Origin of the sequence: Pseudomonas sp. GCM10022186 (assembly GCF_042656385.1) — a bacterium.
Lineage (GTDB): Bacteria > Pseudomonadota > Gammaproteobacteria > Pseudomonadales > Pseudomonadaceae > Metapseudomonas.
In genome coordinates this window covers 53623-74710 of sequence record NZ_JBHSOU010000030.1, presented here as the reverse complement: position 1 = coordinate 74710, position 21088 = coordinate 53623, and the positions used below count along the sequence as shown (strand labels likewise).

19 protein-coding genes are annotated in these 21088 nt (G+C 66.5%); 17 read left to right on the top strand and 2 right to left on the bottom strand.

Translation table 11 applies throughout. The features are described from left to right. From ACFPU0_RS13990 to ACFPU0_RS13950, 9 genes are all read left to right on the top strand, one after another. Positions 1-1152 (top strand): dihydroxy-acid dehydratase (locus ACFPU0_RS13990; RefSeq protein WP_377693678.1); only part of this gene is annotated, 1152 nt, incomplete at its 5' end. Continuing rightward, on the top strand, positions 1149-2117 hold the full coding sequence (locus ACFPU0_RS13985; protein ID WP_377693677.1) for a glucokinase: 969 nt from the start codon (positions 1149-1151) through the stop codon (positions 2115-2117). The genes ACFPU0_RS13990 and ACFPU0_RS13985, both read left to right, overlap by 4 nt. Before the next feature lie 123 nt (positions 2118-2240). Further along, positions 2241-2972 carry a response regulator gene (locus tag ACFPU0_RS13980; RefSeq protein WP_377693676.1) on the top strand — a complete coding sequence of 244 codons (732 nt, stop codon included), beginning with the start codon at positions 2241-2243 and terminating at the stop codon, positions 2970-2972. Next, a complete protein-coding gene (locus tag ACFPU0_RS13975) occupies positions 2965-4395 on the top strand; it encodes an ATP-binding protein (protein WP_377693675.1) in 1431 nt (476 codons plus the stop codon). The genes ACFPU0_RS13980 and ACFPU0_RS13975 overlap by 8 nt, the downstream gene beginning before the upstream one ends. 277 nt (positions 4396-4672) lie before the next feature. Further along, positions 4673-5926 (top strand): ABC transporter substrate-binding protein, encoded by a 1254-nt coding sequence (locus ACFPU0_RS13970; protein WP_377693673.1) that lies wholly within the window; start codon positions 4673-4675, stop codon positions 5924-5926. 152 nt (positions 5927-6078) lie between these two features. Continuing rightward, on the top strand, positions 6079-6987 hold the full coding sequence (locus ACFPU0_RS13965; protein ID WP_377693672.1) for a carbohydrate ABC transporter permease: 909 nt from the start codon (positions 6079-6081) through the stop codon (positions 6985-6987). Continuing rightward, positions 6980-7825, top strand: coding sequence for a carbohydrate ABC transporter permease (locus ACFPU0_RS13960; RefSeq protein WP_377693671.1), 846 nt, complete (start codon positions 6980-6982; stop codon positions 7823-7825). The genes ACFPU0_RS13965 and ACFPU0_RS13960 overlap by 8 nt, the downstream gene beginning before the upstream one ends. Before the next feature lie 11 nt (positions 7826-7836). Further along, a complete protein-coding gene (locus ACFPU0_RS13955) occupies positions 7837-8982 on the top strand; it encodes an ABC transporter ATP-binding protein (RefSeq protein WP_377693669.1) in 1146 nt (381 codons plus the stop codon). A 122-nt stretch (positions 8983-9104) separates the two neighbouring features. Further along, entirely contained in the window at positions 9105-10328 is a 1224-nt protein-coding gene (locus tag ACFPU0_RS13950; protein ID WP_377693667.1) for a maltoporin, read from the top strand. 289 nt (positions 10329-10617) lie between these two features. Here ACFPU0_RS13950 and ACFPU0_RS13945 read toward each other — a convergent pair whose 3' ends face one another. After that, a complete protein-coding gene (locus ACFPU0_RS13945; RefSeq protein WP_377693716.1) occupies positions 10618-11478 on the bottom strand; it encodes a MurR/RpiR family transcriptional regulator in 861 nt (286 codons plus the stop codon). Positions 11479-11660: 182 nt separating this feature from the next. Between ACFPU0_RS13945 and zwf the strand changes: the two genes are divergently transcribed. The 5 genes from zwf (at position 11661) to ACFPU0_RS13920 (ending at position 17464) form a co-directional block, all read left to right on the top strand. Next, positions 11661-13130, top strand: a complete 1470-nt coding sequence (gene zwf / locus ACFPU0_RS13940) for a glucose-6-phosphate dehydrogenase (RefSeq protein ID WP_377693666.1) — start codon at positions 11661-11663, stop codon at positions 13128-13130. Then, positions 13117-13830 (top strand): 6-phosphogluconolactonase, encoded by a 714-nt coding sequence (gene pgl, locus ACFPU0_RS13935; RefSeq protein WP_377693665.1) that lies wholly within the window; start codon positions 13117-13119, stop codon positions 13828-13830. Before zwf ends, pgl begins: the two co-directional genes overlap by 14 nt. A 67-nt stretch (positions 13831-13897) precedes the next feature. Then, the gene (locus ACFPU0_RS13930) at positions 13898-14536 is read left to right on the top strand and encodes a bifunctional 4-hydroxy-2-oxoglutarate aldolase/2-dehydro-3-deoxy-phosphogluconate aldolase (protein WP_377693715.1); all 639 of its coding nucleotides are present in this window, start codon (positions 13898-13900) and stop codon (positions 14534-14536) included. 291 nt (positions 14537-14827) lie between these two features. After that, positions 14828-16453, top strand: coding sequence for an NADP-dependent glyceraldehyde-3-phosphate dehydrogenase (locus ACFPU0_RS13925; RefSeq protein ID WP_377693664.1), 1626 nt, complete (start codon positions 14828-14830; stop codon positions 16451-16453). A 171-nt stretch (positions 16454-16624) separates the two neighbouring features. Further along, positions 16625-17464, top strand: coding sequence for a shikimate 5-dehydrogenase (locus tag ACFPU0_RS13920; RefSeq protein ID WP_377693663.1), 840 nt, complete (start codon positions 16625-16627; stop codon positions 17462-17464). 151 nt (positions 17465-17615) lie between these two features. On the opposite strand, the gene ACFPU0_RS13915 is transcribed toward ACFPU0_RS13920, so the two are convergent. Next, entirely contained in the window at positions 17616-18500 is an 885-nt protein-coding gene (locus tag ACFPU0_RS13915; protein ID WP_377693662.1) for a LysR family transcriptional regulator, read from the bottom strand. Between the two features lie 136 nt (positions 18501-18636). On the opposite strand from ACFPU0_RS13915, the gene ACFPU0_RS13910 reads away from it, so the two are divergent. From ACFPU0_RS13910 to catA, 3 genes are read left to right on the top strand one after another with little or no spacing between them, the layout of a single operon-like run. Then, entirely contained in the window at positions 18637-19758 is a 1122-nt protein-coding gene (locus ACFPU0_RS13910; protein WP_377693714.1) for a muconate cycloisomerase family protein, read from the top strand. Positions 19759-19774: 16 nt separating this feature from the next. Next, positions 19775-20065 (top strand): muconolactone Delta-isomerase, encoded by a 291-nt coding sequence (gene catC, locus ACFPU0_RS13905; protein WP_028628792.1) that lies wholly within the window; start codon positions 19775-19777, stop codon positions 20063-20065. 39 nt (positions 20066-20104) lie between these two features. Further along, a complete protein-coding gene (gene catA, locus ACFPU0_RS13900; RefSeq protein WP_377693661.1) occupies positions 20105-21016 on the top strand; it encodes a catechol 1,2-dioxygenase in 912 nt (303 codons plus the stop codon). The last annotated feature ends 72 nt before the right edge of the window (positions 21017-21088 follow it).

Sequence of the window (21088 nt, the reverse complement as noted above, 5' to 3'; positions counted from 1 at the left end):
ACCGCCAACACCAACCAGATGCTCATGGAAATCATGGGCCTGCACCTGCCCGGCGCCTCCTTCGTCAATCCCGGCACCCCGCTGCGCGAGGCGCTGACCGTGGCCACGGCGCGCCAGGTGACGCGCCTGACCAAGCAGGGCGGGCAGTTCCTGCCGCTGGCCGAGCTCGTCGACGAGCGCGTGCTGATCAACGCGGTGGTGGCCCTGCACGCCACCGGCGGTTCCACCAACCACACCCTGCACCTGCCGGCCATCGCCCAGGCGGCGGGCATCCAGCTGACCTGGCAGGACATGGCCGAGCTGTCCGAGGTGGTGCCGACCCTGGCCCACGTCTATCCCAACGGTAAGGCCGACATCAACCACTTCCAGGCCGCTGGCGGCGTGGCCTTCCTGGTGCGCGAACTGCTCGACGCCGGTCTGCTGCATGAGGAGGTCAACACCGTGATGGGCCCGGGCCTGCGCCAGTACACCCGCGAGCCCTTCCTCGAAGACGGCCGACTGGTCTGGCGCGACGGCCCGGCGGCCAGCCTCGACGAGAACATCCTGCGCCCGGTGGCCAGGCCCTTCTCGCCGGAGGGCGGCCTGCGGGTGATGCAGGGCAACCTCGGCCGCGGGGTGATGAAGGTCTCCGCGGTGGCCCCCGAGCACCAGGTGGTGGAAGCGCCGGCGCGGGTGTTCCATGACCAGCAGGCGCTGGCCGAGGCCTTCCAGGCTGGCGAGCTGGACCGTGACCTGGTGGCGGTGATGCGCTTCCAGGGCCCGCGCAGCAACGGCATGCCCGAGCTGCACAAGATGACCCCCTACCTCGGCGTGCTGCAGGACCGCGGCTACCAGGTGGCGCTGGTCACCGACGGGCGCATGTCCGGTGCCTCGGGCAAGATCCCGGCGGCCATCCACCTCTGCCCGGAAGCCTTCGACGGCGGCCCGCTGGCGCGGGTGCGCGACGGCGATGTTGTGCGGGTGGACGGCGTCGCCGGCACCCTGGAGGTGCTGGTGGATGCCGCCGAATTCGCCGCCCGCGAACCGGCGCGCTGGGACCTGGAACCCAACGTCGGCACCGGCCGCGAGCTGTTCGCCTTCATGCGCGAAGCCTTCAGCAGCGCCGAGCAGGGCGCCAGCGCCTTCACCCGCAACCTGGAGAACCTGAAGTGAAGCTGGCGCTGGTCGGAGACATAGGCGGTACCAATGCGCGCTTCGCCCTGTGGCGCGATGCGAAACTGGAGTCGGTGCGAGTGCTGGCCACTGCCGATTTCGCCGGGCCGGAACAGGCCATCAGTCATTACCTCGCCGGCCTCGGCCTGGCGCTGGGCCGCCTGGGGGCTGTCTGCCTGGCGGTGGCCGGGCCCGTGGGTGGCGAGCATTTCCGCTTCACCAACAACCACTGGCGCTTCAGTCGCTCGGCCTTCTGCCGTACCCTGCAGGTGGACGAGCTGCTGCTGGTCAACGACTTCACCGCCATGGCCCTGGGGATGACCCGCCTGAAGGACCACGAGCGCGTGCAGATCTGTCCCGGCGTCGCCGATGCGGATAGTCCGGCGGTGGTGATCGGGCCGGGCACCGGCCTGGGCGTCGGCACCCTGCTGCCCCTGGGCGAAGGTCGCTGGAAGGCCTTGCCGGGGGAGGGCGGGCATGTCGACCTGCCCATCGGCAACCTGCGCGAGGCGGTGCTCTGGCAGCAGCTGCACGGCCAGCTTGGCCATGTCAGCGCCGAGAACGTGCTCAGTGGCAACGGCCTGCTGAATCTCTACCGCGCCGTCTGCGCGGTGGACGGCCATGCGCCGCGGCTGGCCTCGCCGGCCGAGGTGAGCGCCGCCGCCCTGGCCGGCGACCCGCTGGCCGAGGAAGTGCTGGAGCTGTTCTGCAGCTGGCTCGGCCGGGTGGCCGGCAACAACGTGCTGACCCTTGGCGGCCGTGGCGGGGTGTATATAGTCGGCGGCGTGGTGCCGCGTTTCGCGGCCTTTTTCCAGCGCAGCGGCTTCGCTCGTGCCTTCGCCGGCAAGGGCTGCATGAGCGGCTACTTCGAGGGCATTCCGGTGTGGCTGGTGACGGCCGAATATCCCGGCCTGGAAGGGGCGGGAGTGGCGCTGCAACAGGAGCTGTTCCGTAGGATGGCGTAGAGCGCAGCGAAACCCATCGATCCCGAGCGATGGGTATCGCTGCGCTCGCGGAACGCCGCCCGACCCATCCTACCGGCACCTCGTAACACCAGTGTTTGATCAGAACAACAAAGGACGGCCGATGTGAGCCAATCCGGGAAATCCATTCTCCTGGTGGATGACGACCAGGAGATTCGCGAACTGCTCGAGACCTACCTGAGCCGTGCCGGCTTCCAGGTGCGCAGCGTCGCCGATGGCCAGGGCTTTCGCCGCGCCATGGGCGAGGAGGCGGCGGACCTGGTGATACTCGACGTGATGCTGCCCGACGAGGACGGCTTCAGCCTGTGCCGCTGGGTGCGCGCGCACCAGCGCGTTGCCCAGGTGCCGATCATCATGCTCACCGCCAGCTCCGACGAGGCCGACCGCGTCATCGGCCTGGAGCTGGGTGCCGACGACTACCTCGGCAAGCCCTTCAGCCCTCGCGAGCTGCTGGCGCGGATCAAGGCCCTGCTGCGTCGTGTCGGCTTCGGCCAGGAGCGCTCGGTGGTGGAGGTGCTGGCCTTCGACGACTGGCGCCTGGACATGATCAGCCACCGCCTGTTCCACCAGGATGGCGAGGAGGTGATCCTCTCCGGTGCCGACTTCGCCCTGCTCAAGCTGTTCCTCGACCACCCCCAGCAGATCCTCGACCGCGACACCATCGCCAACGCCACCCGTGGCCGCGAGGTGATGCCGCTCGAGCGCATCGTCGACATGGCGGTGAGCCGCCTGCGCCAGCGCCTGCGCGACACCGACAAGCCGCCCCGGCTGATCCGCACGGTGCGCGGCGCCGGCTACCTGCTGGCGGCGCAGGTGACGCCGCACCATCATGCTTAGGCTGGTACCGCGTTCGCTGCTCGGACGCATGCTGTTCCTCACCCTGCTGGTGGTGCTGGTGGCCCAGGCGCTGTCCAGCGTCATCTGGCTCTCGCAGCTGCGCACCAGCCAGATGGAAGGCTTGCTGACCAGTGCCCGCAGCCTGGCCCAGTCCATGGCCGCCAGCGTCAGCTACATCCGCTCGCTGCCGCTGGGCTACCGGCCCATGGTGCTCGACCAGCTGCGCTCCATGGGTGGCACGCGCTTCTTCGTTTCCCTCAATGACAAGCCGCTGGACATGCAGGTGCTGCCGGAAACGCCGCGCAAGCGCGCGGTGCTGGACGAGGTGGAGGTGGTGCTGCGCGAGCGCCTGGGCAAGCAGGTGGACCTGTCGCTGCACTTCGTCGCGCCGGACGACCTGCGTATCTTCAACAGCGGCCTCAAGCTCGACGAGTTGCCGCGCTCCTGGGCCCACTATGCGTTGACCCTGGAACCGGTGAATCCGCCGGTGCTGGTGACGCAGATCCAGATCGGCCCCAGCGAGTGGCTGTACCTCGCCTCCCTGCTGCCCGAGCCCTACGCCAGCCTGGAAGACCAGGGCCTGCCGGCCCAGCAGCTGTGGTTCATCCTCCTCACCAGTTGCTTCCTTTTGCTGTTCATCGGCCTGCTGGTGCACTGGCAGAGCCGGCCGCTGAAACGCCTGGCCAGGGCCGCGCGGGAAATGTCCCTGGGCGCGGAAGTGGAGCCACTGCCCGAGGCTGGCGGCAGCGAAGTGGCCGAGGTGAGCCGCGCCTTCAACAGCATGCGCGAGCGCATCAGCCGCTACCTCAGCGAACGCAGCCAGCTGTTCAGCGCCATCTCCCATGACCTGCGCACTCCCATCACCCGCCTGCGCCTGCGGGTGGAGTTGCTGGAGGACGAAGCCGTGCAGGCCAAGTTCAGCCGCGACCTGGACGACCTGGAGCTGCTGGTGAAAGGCGCCCTGCAGTGCGTGAAGGACACCGACATCCACGAGAACATCGAGCAGGTCGACCTCAACCACCTGCTGCACGGCCTGGTGGAGCCCTATCTCGGCAACGGCCAGGTGACCCTGGAAGGCGAGGCGCATGCCAGCTACCCCGGCAAACCATTGGCCCTGCGCCGTTGCATCGGCAACCTGGTGGACAACGCGCTGAAATACGGCGAGCGCGCCCACCTGCAGATCGAAGACAGCAGTGATGCCTTTGTCCTGCACGTGGACGACGAAGGCCCCGGCGTGCCCGAGCAGAAGCTGGAGCAGGTGTTCGAGCCGCACTTCCGCCTCGCCGGCCACCAGCAGGGCTACGGCCTGGGCCTGGGCATCGCGCGCAACCTGGCGCACAGCCATGGTGGCGAGCTGAGCCTGAAGAACCTGCGCGACGGCGGGTTGCGGGTGACCTTGTGGTTGCCGAGGCAGGCGGGGTAGTCCGCTGACCCTCTCCCCCGGCCCCTCTCCCTAAAGTGGAGAGGGGTGACTCGCGCTTGCAGGATTGTGCCGGAGCCGAACTCCCGCACGGACAGCCCCCTCTCCCTTCAGGGAGAGGGCTGGGGAGAGGGTGCTGTCTTCGGGCACCGAGTTTTGTAACCACCCCGTGACCATCCGCCATCCCTTTGTTACCCGCGGCCTTGAGGGGCGTGGTTAGACTGCAGGCAAGCGCAAGCACCGACTTGCACAGCCATAAAAACAAAAAGGTGTCCCATCCATGAATGCCATCTCCCGCCTGGCCGCTGTCGTTTCCCTCGCCTCGCTGTTCCCGCTGTCCGCCCTCGCCGGCGAAGTGGAAGTCCTGCACTGGTGGACTTCCGGTGGCGAGAAGCGTGCCGCCGATACCCTGCAGAAACTCGTCGTTGAAAAAGGCCACAGCTGGAAGGACTTCGCCGTCGCCGGTGGCGGTGGCGAAGCCGCCATGACCGTGCTGAAGACCCGCGCCGTATCCGGCAACCCGCCGTCCGCCGCGCAGATCAAGGGGCCGGATATCCAGGAGTGGGGCGAACTGGGCCTGCTCGCCGAACTGGACGAAGTCTCGGAAGAGGGCAAGTGGGATAGCCTGCTGCCCGCGCAGGTGGCGGACATCATGAAGTACGACGGCCATTACGTGGCCGTGCCGGTCAACGTGCACCGGGTCAACTGGCTGTGGATAAACCCCGAGGTGTTCCAGAAGGCCGGCGCCACGCCGCCGACCACCCTGGATGAATTCTTCGCCGCCGCCGACAAGCTCAAGGCCGCTGGTTTCATCCCGCTCGCCCACGGTGGCCAGCCCTGGCAGGACGGCACCGTGTTCGAAGACCTGGTGCTCGGCATCCTCGGCCCCCAGGGCTACCACAAGGCCTTCGTCGAACAGGACAAGGCCACCCTCACCAGCGACAAGATGGTGGAAGCCTTCGCCGCCCTGAAGAAGCTGCGCGGTTATGTCGACGCCGACGCTGCCGGCCGCGACTGGAACAGCGCCGCCGGCCTGGTCATCAATGGCAAGGCCGGGATGCAGATCATGGGCGACTGGGCCAAGAGCGAATGGAGCGCCGCAGGCAAGGTGGCGGGCAAGGATTACCAGTGCCTGCCGTTCCCCGGCACCCAGGGCAGCTTCGCCTACAACATCGATTCCCTGGCGATGTTCAAGCTCAACGACGCGGCCAGCATCAAGGCGCAGAACGACCTGGCGCGCACCGTGCTGGAGCCGCAGTTCCAGCAGTTCTTCAACCAGAACAAGGGCTCCATCCCGGTCCGCCTGGACCAGGACATGTCCAGCTTCGACGCCTGCGCCCAGCAGTCCATGCAGGACTTCAAGCAGGCCGCCGCGGGCGATGGCCTGCAACCCAGCCTGGCCCACGGCATGGCCGCTTCCAGCTACGTGCAGGGCGCGGTGTTCGATGTGGTGACCAACTTCTTCAACGACCCCGCCGCCGACCCGAAGAAGGCCGCGCAGCAACTGGCCGCCGCCATCCAGGCAGTGCAGTGAGCGGTCGGGCCGCGTAGGCGGCCCCCGAATCCCATTTTCCATGCCGGTGCAGGCTTCCAGGCCTGCGCCTCGGGATCGGCCGCGCCGCGTTTTCTCCCCTCTCACTCCGGGAGAGGGGGCTGTCCGTGCAACCCGCTATGACGGAGTTACCCATGAGCTCAACCGCAGTCTTCGCCAAGGCCTCACCGCTGGACGCGCTGCAACGCTGGCTACCCAAGGTGGTGCTGGCGCCCAGCGTGCTGATCGTGCTGGTCGGCTTCTACGGCTACATCCTCTGGACCTTCCTGCTGTCCTTCACCAACTCGCGCTTCATGCCCAGCTACAAGTTCGTCGGGCTGCAGCAGTACGAGCGCCTGCTGGACAACGACCGCTGGTGGGTGGCCAGCCACAACCTGCTGGTCTACGGTGGGCTGTTCATCGGCATCAGCCTGGCGATCGGCGTGTTCCTCGCCGTGCTGCTGGACCAGCGCATCCGCCGCGAGGGCTTCATCCGCACCGTCTACCTCTACCCCATGGCGCTGTCGATGATAGTCACCGGCACCGCCTGGAAGTGGCTGCTCAACCCGGGGCTAGGCCTGGACAAGCTGCTGCGCGACTGGGGCTGGGAAGGCTTTCGCCTGGACTGGCTGGTGGACCCGGACCGGGTCGTCTACTGCCTGGTGATCGCCGCCGTCTGGCAGTCCTCGGGCTTCGTCATGGCGCTGTTCCTCGCCGGCCTGCGCGGGGTGGACCAGTCGATCATCCGCGCCGCCCAGGTGGATGGCGCCAGCCTGCCGACCATCTACCTGCGCATCGTCCTGCCGAGCCTGCGCCCGGTGTTCTTCAGCGCGCTGATGATCCTCGCCCACATCGCCATCAAGAGCTTCGACCTGGTGGCGGCGATGACCGCCGGCGGCCCCGGCTACGCCTCCGACCTGCCGGCGATGTTCATGTACGCCCATACCTTCACCCGCGGCCAGATGGGCCTCGGCGCCGCCAGCGCGATGCTCATGCTCGGCGCGGTGCTGGCGATCCTGGTGCCCTACCTGTACTCCGAACTGAGGAACAAGCGCCATGACTAGCCTGGCCGGAAAACCCCTGTTCAGCTTCAGCCGCCTGGCCATTTACGCCACGCTGATCCTGGCGTGCGCCGTCTACCTGGTGCCCCTGGTGGTGATGCTGCTGACCAGCTTCAAGACCCCCGACGACATCCGCGCCGGCAACCTGCTGTCCCTGCCGGACGTCTTCACCCTGGTGGGCTGGGCCAAGGCCTGGGCCAGCGTCGGTGGCTACTTCTGGAACTCGGTGAAGATCACCGTGCCGGCGGTGCTCATCTCCACCCTGCTCGGCGCGCTGAACGGCTACGTGCTGTCCATGTGGCGCTTCCGCGGCTCGCAGCTGTTCTTCGGCCTGCTGCTGTTCGGCTGCTTCCTGCCCTTCCAGGTGGTGCTGCTGCCGGCGTCCTTCACCCTCGGCCAGTTCGGCCTGGCCAACACCACCGGCGGCCTGGTGCTGGTGCACGTGGTCTATGGCCTGGCCTTCACCACGCTGTTCTTCCGCAACTTCTACGTGAGCATCCCGAATGCCCTGGTGAGCGCGGCGCGACTGGATGGCGCGGGGTTCTTCACCATCTTCGGGCGCATCCTGCTGCCCATGTCGGTGCCGACCATCATGGTCTGCCTGATCTGGCAGTTCACCCAGATCTGGAACGACTTCCTCTTCGGCGTGGTGTTCGCCAGCGGCGACAGCCAGCCCATCACCGTGGCCCTGAACAACCTGGTGAACACCAGCACCGGGGTCAAGGAATACAACGTCGACATGGCCGCCGCGATGATCGCCGGCCTGCCCACCCTGCTGGTCTATGTACTGGCCGGCAAATACTTCCTGCGCGGGCTGACTGCCGGCGCTGTCAAAGGCTAGGAGTCGCACCCATGGCAACCCTCGAACTGCGCAATGTGAACAAGTCCTACGGCAGCGGCCTGGCGGACACCCTGAAGAACATCGAACTGAAGATCGACTCCGGCGAGTTCCTGATCCTGGTGGGCCCTTCCGGCTGCGGCAAATCCACCCTGATGAACTGCATCGCCGGCCTGGAGAGCATCACCGGCGGCGCGATCATGGTGGACGACGCCGACATCAGCGGCATGAGCCCCAAGGACCGGGACATCGCCATGGTGTTCCAGTCCTACGCCCTGTACCCGACCATGAGCGTGCGCGAGAACATCGCCTTCGGCCTGAAGATCCGCAAGCTGCCGGCCGCCGAGATCGACGCCGAGGTCGCCCGCGTGGCGAAACTCCTGCAGATCGAGCACCTGCTGGAGCGCAAGCCCGGCCAGCTCTCCGGCGGCCAGCAGCAGCGCGTGGCCATGGGCCGGGCGCTGGCGCGGCGGCCGAAGATCTACCTGTTCGACGAGCCGCTGTCGAACCTCGACGCCAAGCTGCGGGTGGAGATGCGCACCGAGATCAAGCTGATGCACCAGCGGCTGAAGACCACCACCGTCTACGTCACCCACGACCAGATCGAGGCCATGACCCTGGGCGACAAGGTGGCGGTGATGAAGGACGGCATCATCCAGCAGTTCGGCACCCCGCGAGAGATCTACAACGACCCGGCCAACCTGTTCGTCGCCGGCTTCATGGGCTCGCCGCCGATGAACTTCATCCCCCTGCGCCTGCAGCGCCGTGACGGCCGCCTGGTGGGCCTGCTGGACAGCGCCGACGGCCACTGCGAACTGCCGCTGGGCGAGGTCGACAGCGAATTGGAAGGGCGCGAGCTGATCCTCGGCATCCGCCCGGAGCAGATCCAGGTCGGCGGTACTGCGGCCGGCATCCGCGCCGGGGTGCAGGTGCTCGAACCCACCGGTCCGGACACCCTGGCCTTCGTCGAGATCAACCAGACCAAGGTCTGTGTCCGCCTGGCGCCGGATGCCGCTCCACGGGTGGGCGAGACCCTCGATCTGCAGTTCGCCCCGGACAAGGTGCTGCTGTTCGACGCGCAAAGCGGCGAGCGGCTGTGTGCCCCGGGAAAGGCGGCAAGCCCCGAGCGCGCCAAGGTGGCACGCCTGAAGGGCATGTAGGAGCGAGCTCTGCTCGCGAAGGGGGCCGCACGGAGCTGAGCTGTTCGCGAGCAGAGCTCGCTCCTGCGCGGGCGTCAAGGAAACGATCCATCGCAACACAACAATAAAAATCCGGAGTGGACATGAGCACGACGATCAAAGGTTTGTGGGTACTGCCCTGCGCGCTTTTCGCGGTTTCGGGGGCTGCGCAGGCGGTGGAGTTCACCGGCTACATGCGTAGCGGCGCTGGCGGCTCCAGCGAAGGCGGCACGCAATCCTGCTTCCAGTTGCCGGGGGCGCAATCGAAATACCGCCTGGGCAACGAGTGCGAGCAGTACATCGAGCTGGACCTGCGCCAGGATCTGTTCAAGCTCGACGATGGATCGGTGATCAGCGTCGAGGGCATGGCCCAGCTGTTCAACGAGTATGGCCACACCCCCGAGTTCACCGGCGACCACGGCTTCGCGCGGATGAACCAGATGTACGCCGAGTGGAGCAACATGCCGGCGCTGAACGGTGGCTCCTTCTGGGCCGGGCGCCGTTTCTACAAGCGGAACGATATCCACATCTCCGACTTCTACTACTGGAACCAGAGCGCCACCGGCTTCGGCTTCGACCAGGTGGCCATCGGCGACCTCAGGTACAGCTACGTGTTCTCGCGCAAGGACAACTACGACCAGGACCCCTACATCAACCGCCACGACTTCAATATCGACGGGTTCCAGACCAACCCCGGCGGCGAGGTGGGCATAGGCGTCAGCTATATCGACAAGCCCGACAGCACCGACGCCCACAGCGGTTGGTCGGCGGCGGTGCAGCACAAGCAGAAGGCATTCCTCGGTGGGCTGAACACCTTCGCCCTGCAATACGGTCGCGGCCCGGGTACCGCCCTGGGCTACACCGGCGACCCGACCCTGGACAACGCCAACAAGAGCTGGCGCGTGGTGGAATTCTTCGACTGGCAGGTGACGCCGCGCTTCGGCGGCCAGTTCGAGGTGGTCTACCAGAAGGACACCCGTCCCGACGGCGACGACCAGAACTGGCTGTCGGTAGGCGTGCGTCCGGTCTACGCCATCACCGAACAGTTCAAGCTGGTCACCGAGCTTGGCCGCGACCAGGTGGAGGCCCCCGGCGGCACCCGCAAGCTGACCAAGTTCACCGTCGCCCCCACCTGGTCGCCGGCCGGCCCCGGTTTCTGGCAGCGCCCGGAGATCCGCCTCTACTACACATACGCCAGCTGGAACGAGGCGGCCCAGCGTGCGGCCAGCCAACTGGCGGCGGGCTCGGCACTGTCCGATACCGGCGCCTTCGGCGACGCATTGCACGGCTCCAACTTCGGCGTGCAGCTGGAGTACTGGTGGAAGTGATGCGCAGCCCCAGGCCGCAGCGGGTGGCGGCGGGGGAGGGGGCGAAATTGGCGGGATGAGCCAAGGGTGGATCACGCTTCATCGATCCACCAGCGGAGTCGGGCCTGGCCACGCTGGTGGATAGAAAAGCGCTATCCACCCTACGAAAAGCGAAAAGGATGCCCTGTGCGTCTCTCAGGGCCGTAGGGTGGATCACGCTTCATCGATCCACCATCGGAGCTGGGCCTGGCCACGTTGGTGGATAGAGAAGCGCTATCCCCCTACGAAAGGCGAATCAGCTTCGCCGTGCTCAGGAAGGCTCCTCATCACTCGGATAGCGACTGGCGTTGAGGCTTTCCTTGATCTTGCGCAGGTGCGGCTGGAAGTCCACGCCGCGGCGCAGGGTCATGCCGGTGGCGAGCACGTCGAGCACGGTGAGCTGGATGATGCGCGAGGTCATCGGCATGTAGATGTCGGTGTCCTCCGGCAGCGGAATGTCCAGGCTCAGGGTGCTGGCCTTGGCCAGGGGCGAGCCGGCGGCGGTGAGGCCGAGCACCGAGGCGCCGTTCTGCCGCGCCAGGCGCGCCACCTCTACCAGTTCGCGAGTGCGACCGGTGTAGGAAATGATCACGAAGAGGTCGCCGGTATGGGCCACCGAGGCCAGCATGCGCTGCATCAGCACATCGGAATGGGCGGACACCGCGAGGTTGAAGCGGAAGAACTTGTGCTGCGCGTCCAGGGCCACCGAGGCCGAGGCGCCGAGGCCGAAGAAGTGGATCTGTCGGGCCTGGATCATCAGGTCCACGGCGCGGCTGATCAGTTGCGGGTCGAGGCTCTGCAGGGCGCTGTCCAGGGAGGCGATGGCGCTGCCGAAGATCTTCCGCGTGTAGGCCTCGGGGCCGTCGTCGGCGGACACCGCCTGGCTCACGTAGGCGGCGCCGCTGGCCAGGCTCTGGGCCAGCTGCATCTTCAGTTCGGGATAGCCGTTGACGCCGAAGGAGCGGCAGAAGCGGTTCACCGTCGGTTCGCTGACCTGCGCCGCCTGGGCCAGGGCCGCGATGCTGTAGCGGGTGGCCTGTTGCGGGTCGCGCAGGATGACTTCGGCGACCTTGCGTTCGGCCTTGTTGAGTTCGTCGAGGCGGTTCTGGATCTGTTCCAGCAGGTTGTGCACGCGGTCCATTGGGGTTCCTGGAAAGGGGCCTGCAATCGGTGGCTTATCGTACTGAGCGTACCCAGGCGGGGCCACCGTAATCTCGTATGTCGGAAAATGTAGTTTTATTACTACATTTTGTCTTGCTGTAACGCTTCATTGGGTGTATTCATAAGCTCATGTTTGATAGAAGAACAAATATCATGGCCTCTCAACCTGTCGAACCCTGCACCCTGGCCCTGTTCGGGGCTCTCGGTGACCTGGCACTGCGCAAGCTGTTCCCCGCGCTCTATCAACTGGACCGTGCCGGCCTGTTGCCCGCCGACACCCGTATCCTCGCCCTGGCCCGCGAAGACGGCGACTGCGCCGCTCACCTCGCCGCCATCGGCGAGCACCTGCGCCGCCATGTGCCGGCCAGGGAGGTGGAGGAGGGCGCCGTGCAGCGTTTCCTGGCGCGGCTCGACTACCTGTCGATGGACTTCCTCGAAGCCGATGCCTATGCCGCATTGGCGGACAGGCTGGGTTCGGTGGCGCGGCTGATCGCCTACTTCGCCACCCCCGCCTCGGTATACGGCTCCATCTGCGCCGGCCTGGCGGCAACCGGGTTGGCCGAGCGCACCCGGGTGGTGCTGGAGAAGCCCATCGGCCACGACCTGGAGTCCTCCCGCGCGGTGAACGACGCGGTGGCGGCGCACTTCCCGGAGAACCGCACCTACCGGATCGACCACTACCTGGGCAAGGAGACGGTGCAGAATCTGATCGCCCTGCGCTTCGCCAACAGCCTGTTCGAGACCCAGTGGAACCAGCACCACATCTCCCACGTGGAAATCACCGTGGCCGAGCAGGTTGGCATCGAGGGGCGCTGGGGCTACTTCGACCAGGCCGGCCAGCTGCGCGACATGATCCAGAACCACCTGCTGCAACTGCTCTGCCTGATCGCCATGGACCCGCCCAGCGACCTCTCCGCCGACAGCATCCGCGACGAGAAGGTGAAGGTGCTCAAAGCCCTGGCGCCGATCGGCGTGGAACAACTGGGACAGCAGGTGGTGCGCGGCCAGTACGTGGCCGGCAACATCCTCGGCAAGTCGGTGCCCGGCTACCTGGAAGAGGACAACGCCAATACCCACAGCGACACCGAGACCTTCGTCGCCCTGCGCGCGGAAATCCGCAACTGGCGCTGGTCCGGCGTGCCCTTCTACCTGCGTACCGGCAAGCGCATGCCGCAGAAGCTTTCGCAGATCGTCATACACTTCAAGGAACCGCCGCACTACATCTTCGCCCCCGAGCAGCGGCCGCTGATCAGCAACCGCCTGATCATCCGTCTGCAACCGGACGAGGGCATTTCCCTGCAGGTGATGACCAAGGACCAGGGACTGGACAAGGGCATGCAGCTGCGCAGCGGCCCGCTGCAGCTGAGCTTCTCCGACACCTACCGCAGCGTGCGGATACCCGATGCCTACGAGCGGCTGCTGCTGGAAGTGATGAAGGGCAACCAGAACCTCTTCGTGCGCAAGGATGAAATCGAGTACGCCTGGAAGTGGTGCGACCAGCTGATCGCCGGTTGGCGGCAGCAGGGCGACGCCCCCAAGCCCTACGCGGCAGGAACCTGGGGGCCGGTGGCCTCCATCGCATTGATCACCCGTGATGGCAGGAGCTGGTATGGCGATCTGTAATCTCGACCTGCCGTCGCAGGTCACCGGGCTTGCCCTTGGCAGCCCCGAACAACTGGCTGGCGAGCTGGCCATCACCGTGGCCAACGCCTTGCGCGCGGCCATCGACACCCGTGGTGCGGCCGTGCTGGTGGTCTCCGGCGGACGCAGCCCGGTGGCCTTCTTCGAGCGGCTGTCCGGCCAGGCGCTGGACTGGTCGAAGGTGGTCGTCAGCCTCGCCGACGAGCGCTGGGTGCCGGTGAGCCATTCCGACAGCAACGAAGGCCTGGTGCGCCGTTACCTGCTGCAAGGGGCGGCCGCCAAGGCGCGCTTCTTCGGCCTCTACCAGCACGCCCCGAGCGTGGAAGAGGCGGCACGCCTGGCCGATGCGGCCCTGGCAGAACTTCCGTCCATCGACGTGCTGGTGCTGGGCATGGGCGAGGATGGCCATACCGCCTCGCTCTTCCCCGGCAGTCCGAACCTGGGCGAGGCCCTGGGCGCCGATTGCCCGCAACGCTGCCTGCCGATGCTGGCGCCCAGCGTGCCACGCCAGCGCCTGACCCTGACCCTGCCGCTGCTGGCCAGCGCCCGGCTGACCCTGCTGGCCGTGCAGGGCCAGGCCAAGCTGGCCACCCTGGCCGACGCCCTGGCGGGCGATGATGCGATGGCGATGCCGATTCGCGCCTTCCTCCGCCGTCCCCTGGAAATCCACTGGTGCCCCTGAGCCCGAAGGACCGCAAATGACCAGCCTCCCCAACAGCCGGGCCACCAATCGCGACGCCGTGCCGGGCATGGCCGACAAGGCCGCCCTGATCGACATCCTCTGTGGCGCCGCGCGCATCCTCCCGGTGATCACCATCGAGCGTGAGCAGGACGTCCTGCCGCTCGCCGACGCCCTGGCCGCCGGCGGCCTGCGCACCCTGGAAATCACCCTGCGTTCCGAGCATGGCCTTTCCGCCATCCGCACCCTGCGCGAGCAGCGCCCGGAGCTCTGCGTGGGGGCCGGCACCGTGCTGGATGAATGGATGCTCGCCGAAGCCGAGGCCGCCGGTTCCCAGTTCATCGTCACCCCCGGCTGCACCGCCGAGCTGCTGCGTGCCGGCGTCTACAGCCCGCTGCCGCTCTTGCCCGGCATCGCCAGCGCGTCGGAAATCATGCTCGGTTACGCCCTGGGCTACCGCCGCTTCAAGCTGTTCCCGGCGGAAATCTGCGGCGGCATCAAGGCGCTCAAGGCCTTCGGCGGCCCCTTCCCGGGCATCCGCTTCTGCCCCACCGGCGGGGTCAACCCCGGCAACCTGCGCGACTACATGGCGCTGCCCAACGTGATGTGCGTGGGCGGCACCTGGATGATGGACAAGGACTGGATCCGCAACGGCGACTGGCAGCGTATCCAGGAATGTTCCGCCGAGGCGCTGGCGCTGCTGGGCTGAGGCCAGCTGCCTCGCCCGTGGGGCGATCTTCCCTTGTAGGGGCGAATTCATTCGCCAAGGGGCACGCAGTGCCCCCGATGGGATTCCCGAGGGCAGACCTTCGGCCTGCTTGGCGAATGAATTCGCCCCTACAGCGTTTTCCTTCGCCCCTACAGGTTTCTCCACACCTTTGATCTACGCCGATCCCCGTGCGGGAACAGATTCCGCCAAACGGTTTGCTGAAACGATTTACCAAACGAAGAAACCGCGTTAAAACCGATTTCCAGTGGTCCCGATCCAGAGGAAAGTGCAATGACCCACAACAACAAGCTCGACGCCCTGTTCCCCACTGCCGACCAGATTCCCGAGCGCTTCCGCCCCGGCGCCGCCATTGAGCAGCGCGAATACCTGGTGAACGGCGAACTGCTGCGCTGGGACGGCCCCCTGGCCGCCGTGCGCAGCCCGATCTTCCTGGCCGGCGACCAGGGCGATGAACAGGTGGTGCTGGGCAGCACCCCGCTGCTGGACGCCGACGCCGCCCTGGCCGCGCTGGACGCCGCGGTGGCGGCCTACGACCACGGCCAGGGCCTCTGGCCGACGATGCGCGTGGCCGAGCGCATCCAGCATGTGGAGAAGTTCCTGGCGCGCATGCGCGAGCAGCGCGAGGCGGTGGTCAGGCTGCTGATGTGGGAGATCGGCAAGAATCTCAAGGACTCGGAGAAGGAGTTCGACCGCACCTGCGACTACATGGTCGACACCATCGAGGCGCTCAAGGAACTGGACCGCCGCTCCAGCCGCTTCGAGCTGGAACAGGGCACCCTCGGCCAGATCCGCCGCGTGCCGCTGGGCGTGGCCCTGTGCATGGGCCCCTACAACTACCCGCTGAACGAGACCTTCACCACCCTGATCCCGGCGCTGATCATGGGCAACACCGTGGTCTTCAAGCCGGCCAAGTTCGGCGTGCTGCTGATCCGTCCGCTGCTGGAAGCCTTCCGCGACAGCTTCCCGCCGGGGGTCATCAACATCATCTACGGTCGTGGCCGCGACACCGTCAGCGCCCTGATGGCCAGCGGCAAGGTGGACGTCTTCGCCTTCATCGGCACCCACTCCGGGGCCAGCGATCTGAAGAAGCTGCACCCGCGCCCGCACCGCCTGCGCGCGGCCCTGGGCCTGGATGCGAAGAACCCCGGCATCGTCTTGCCGAAGGTGGACCTGGACAACGCGGTGAGCGAAGCCATCACTGGCGCGCTGTCGTTCAACGGCCAGCGCTGCACCGCACTGAAGATCCTCTTCGTCCATGAGGATGTGCTCGAGCCCTTCCTCGACAAGTTCTGCGCCAAGCTGGCTGCGCTCAAGCCGGGCATGCCCTGGGACGACGGCGTGGCCCTGACCCCGCTGCCCGAACCGGGCAAGGTCGATTACCTCAACACTCTGCTGGCGGATGCCGTGGCCAAGGGCGCCAAGGTGGTCAACCCGGGCGGCGGCAGCCACCGGCAGAGCTTTTTCTATCCCGCCGTGCTGAGTCCGGTCAGCCCGGAGATGCGCCTGTACTTTGAGGAACAGTTCGGCCCGCTGATCCCCGTGGTCCCCTACCGCGAGCTGGAGGAGGTGATCGACTACGTGTTGCACTCCGACTACGGCCAGCAGCTCAGCCTGTTCGGCAACGACCCGGCCCAGGTCGGCCGCCTGGTGGACGCCTTCGCCAATCAGGTCGGCCGCATCAACATCAATACCCAGTGCCAGCGCGGCCCGGACAGCTATCCCTTCAACGGCCGCAAGAACTCCGCCGAGGGCACGCTGTCGGTACATGACGCCCTGCGGGTGTTCTCCATCCGCACCCTGGTGGCCACGAAGTTCCAGGAGGACAACAAGGCACTGGTCAGCGAGATCATCCGCAACCGCGAGTCGAACTTCCTGACCACGGATTACATTTTCTGAAGCGGGTGCTGGGTTCTGTCTGGGGCGATGGCTTTTCTGTAGGGGCGAATTCATTCGCCAAGCAGGCCGAAGGCCTGCCCTTCAAGGCCTAGCGGGGCACTGCGTGCCCCTTGGCGAATGAATTCGCCCCTACAAGGATTTCGCCCCGCCTTTGGCCAACGGAGATTCCCAATGCCCCGCCCCATCAGCCGGGACACCCGACTCTGCATGTCGCTGTCCGGCCGCCCCGGCAACTTCGGCACGCGCTTTCACAACTTCCTGTACGAAGCCCTGGACCTGGACTTCATCTACAAGGCCTTCACCACCACCGACCTGCCGGCCGCCATCGGCGGCATCCGCGCCCTGGGCATCCGCGGTTCGGCCATTTCCATGCCGTTCAAGGAAGCCTGCATCCCCCTGCTGGATGAACTGGACGCTTCGGCATCTGCCATCGACTCGGTGAACACCATAGTCGCCGACAACGGCTGGCTGAAGGGCTACAACACCGACTACAGCGCCGTGGCCAGCCTGTTGCACAGCCATGCCGTACCCAGGGACATACGCTTCGCCCTGCGCGGCAGCGGCGGAATGGCCAAGGCGGTAGCCAGCGCCTTCCGCGATAGCGGTTTCCGCCATGGCACCCTGGTCGCCCGCAACGCGGAAACCGGCCCGGCGCTGGCACGGGGTTGCGGCTACGAATGGCTGACGGAACTGGGCGATGCGCAGCCGCAAATGCTGGTCAATGTCACCCCGCTGGGCATGGAAGGCGGCCCGGAGGCGAACACCCTGGCCTTCACCCGCGAGCAGGTGGAAGCGGCGGAGTGGATCTTCGACGTGGTGGCCCTGCCGGTGGAAACCCCGCTGATCCGCCTGGCCCGCGAGCTGGGCAAGCCGGTGATCACCGGTGCCGAAGTCATAGTGCTGCAGGCCGTGGAGCAGTTCGTGCTGTACACCGGCATCCGTCCGGATGCCGGGCTGATCGAGCGGGCGGCGGCCTACGCCCGTGGAGAAGAGGGCGCAAGGCGCCTGTAGGGGCGATTTCAATCGCCAAGCAGGCCGTAGGTCTGCCCTGCCAATGCCCATCGGGGGCACTGCGTGCCCCTTGGCGAATGAATTCGCCCCTACAAGGATTCAGAACCGTAGGATGGGTGGAGCGTAGCGATACCCATCGATCGCCTGCGCGCTAACCCGTCCTCCCCACCGACAGCTCCTCGATCAGCGCCAGGCAATGCTGGAGCGCCGGCGCGGCTTCGCCCACGCGGCGGCTGATGACGATGGGCGAGGTGGCCTGGCTCTCTTCCAGGGATGCATAGCCGATATCCGAGCGATGCAGCACCTGCACCGAGGCCGGCACCAGGGTGATGCCGATGCCGGCGGCCACCAGGCCGATGGCGGTCTGCAGTTCATTGGTCCATTGCGCCACCTCGATCTGCAGGCCATAGGCGGCGAACAGCGCCAGGACATGGTCGGCATAGCTCGGCCGCGGATTGCCGGGGTAGAGCACGAAGGGTTCGTTGGCCAGGTCGACCAGGCTCACCGGGCCGGGCAGCAGCGGGTGTCCAGCGGGCAGGGCGGCCACCAGCGGGTCGAGGGTCAGCACTTCCTGCTGGATCGCCGCGTCGTCGATACGGATACGGCCGAAGCCGATGTCGATGCGGCCCGCCTTCAGTGCGTCCACCTGTTGCAGCGTGGTCATTTCCGACAGGCCCAGTTCCAGCCCGGCGTCGCTGCGCAGGCGGCGGATCAGGTCGGGCAGCACGCCGTAGAGCGTGGAGGGGGCGAAGCCGATGCCCAGCCAGGCCTTTTCCCCCGACCCAATCCGGCGGGTATTGTCACAGACCTTCGTCAACTGCTCGAGCAGGGTGCTGGAATGCTCGTGGAAGAAACGCCCGGCCTCGGTCAGGCGCAGGGGCCGGCCACGGTCCAGCAGGGCCACTCCCAGTTCGTCCTCGAGCTGCTGGATCTGCCGGCTCAGAGGGGGCTGGGCGATGTGCAGGCGTTCCGCGGCGCGGGTGAAATTGAGGGTTTCGGCGAGCGCCTGGAAATAACGCAGGTGGCGAAGCTCCATGGGGACTCCGGTGCGATGACGGTGCGGATAGGTCGATACCTTTGAGGTATCGCGCTAGACAAACTCTATATTGGACCCCAGCGTTTGTCGCGGCCACTATCCAGAACCAGAAGAACCGAACCTGATGGGTATTGAAGTGAGCCAAGTCCTGATCGAAAGCGTCGAGGCGATCATCGTCGACCTGCCGACCATCCGCCCGCACAAGCTGGCCATGCACACCATGCAGAACCAGACCCTGGTGGTGATCCGCCTGCGCTGCTCCGATGGCATCGAAGGCCTCGGCGAGTCCACCACCATCGGTGGCCTGTCCTACGGCAACGAGAGCCCGGAGAGCATCAAGCAGAACATCGACAGCCACCTGGCTCCGCTGCTGGTCGGCCAGGACGCCAGCAACATCAACGCCGCCATGCTGCGCCTGGACAAGGCCGCCAAGGGCAACACCTTCGCCAAGTCCGGCCTGGAAAGCGCCCTGCTGGACGCCCAGGGCAAGCGCCTCGGCCTGCCGGTCAGCGAGCTGCTCGGCGGCCGCGTGCGCGACGGCCTGGAAGTGGCCTGGACCCTGGCCAGCGGCGACACCGCCAAGGACATCGGCGAAGCCGAGCACATGCTGGAAATCCGCCGCCACCGCATCTTCAAGCTGAAGATCGGCGCCGGCGAGGTGAACAAGGACCTGGCCCACGTCATTGCCATCAAGAAGGCCCTGGGCGATCGCGCCAGCGTGCGCGTCGATGTCAACCAGGCCTGGGACGAATCCGTCGCGCTGCGCGCCTGCCGCATCCTCGGCGACAACGGTATCGACCTGATCGAACAGCCCATCTCGCGCATCAACCGTTCCGGCCAGGTGCGCCTGAACCAGCGCAGCCCGGCGCCGATCATGGCCGACGAATCCATCGAAAGCGTCGAGGACGCCTTCAGCCTGGCCGCCGACGGCGCCGCCAGCATCTTCGCCCTGAAGATCGCCAAGAATGGCGGCCCGCGTGCCGTGCTGCGCACCGCGCAGATCGCCGAGGCGGCCGGCATCGCCCTCTACGGTGGCACCATGCTGGAAGGCTCCATCGGCACCCTGGCGTCGGCCCACGCCTTCGTCACCCTCAAGCAACTGACCTGGCACACCGAGCTGTTCGGCCCGCTGCTGCTGACCGAGGAAATCGTCAGCGAAGCGCCGGTTTACCGTGATTTCCAGCTTCACGTGCCGCGTATCCCGGGCCTCGGCCTGGCTCTGGACGAAGAGCGCCTGGCGTTCTTCCGCCGCAAGTAAGGAGGAGTATCAACCCATGCTGTTCCACGTGAAGATGACCGTGAAGCTTCCGGTCGACATGGACCCGGCCAAGGCGGCCAAGCTCAAGGCCGACGAGAAGGAGCTGGCCCAGCGCCTGCAGCGCGAGGGCAAGTGGCGTCACCTGTGGCGCATCGCCGGCCACTACGCCAACTACAGCGTTTTCGACCTCGCCAGTGTCGAGGAGCTGCACGATACCCTGATGCAGCTGCCGCTGTTCCCCTACATGGAGATCGAGGTGGACGGCCTCTGCCGCCACCCGTCGTCGATTCACGAAGACGATCGCTGATCGCTTCGCAACCGATAACAACAAGATGAGGAATTAGCCATGACTATCAAACTGTCCAGCACCGAAAGCGTCCAGAAGTTCTTCCAGGAAGTCAGCGGTTTCAACAACGACCAGGGCGACCAGCGCATGAAGAAGCTGGTCAACCGCATCCTGCTCGACACCATCAGGATCATCGAGGATCTGGAAGTCACCACCGAGGAATTCTGGAAGGCGGTGGACTACCTCAACCGCATGGGCGCCCGTGGCGAAGCCGGCCTGCTGGTGGCGGGCCTGGGCCTGGAGCATTACCTCGACCTGCTGCTGGATGCCCAGGACGAGCAGGCCGGCCTGACCGGCGGCACCCCGCGCACTATCGAAGGCCCGCTGTACGTGGCCGGCGCGCCGATGTCCGAAGGCGAAACCCGCATGGACGACGGCACCGATCCGGGCGTGCCGATGTTCCTCCAGGGCCGTGTGGTGGACGGCGAAGGCAAGCCGGTCGCCGGCGCCATCGTCGACCTGTGGCACGCGAACACCAAGGGCACCTACTCCTACTTCGACACCACCCAGTCGGACTACAACCTGCGCCGCCGCATCGTCACCGACGCCGACGGCCGCTACCGCGCCCGCAGCATCGTGCCGTCCGGCTACGGCTGCCCGCCGGATGGCACCACTCAGGAAGTGCTGAACCTGCTGGGTCGCCACGGCAACCGTCCGGCACACATCCACTTCTTCATCTCCGCGCCGGGCTACCGTCACCTGACCACCCAGATCAACCTGTCCGGCGACGAGTACCTGTGGGATGACTTCGCCTACGCCACCCGCGACGGCCTGGTGGGCGAGCTGCGCTTCGGCGAGAACCTCCACGGCGTGGAAGGCCGCGTCGCCGAGATCGACTTCGACTTCCAGCTGCAGAAGGCCCTGACTCCCGAGCAGGAAGCCATCCGCGATCGCGTACGCGCTGAAGCCTGAGTTACCGACTTGGCGGGGGAGGCTGGTTCCCCCGCCATTTGAGCCGGCCGTTTGGCCGGCTTTTTTTTTTTA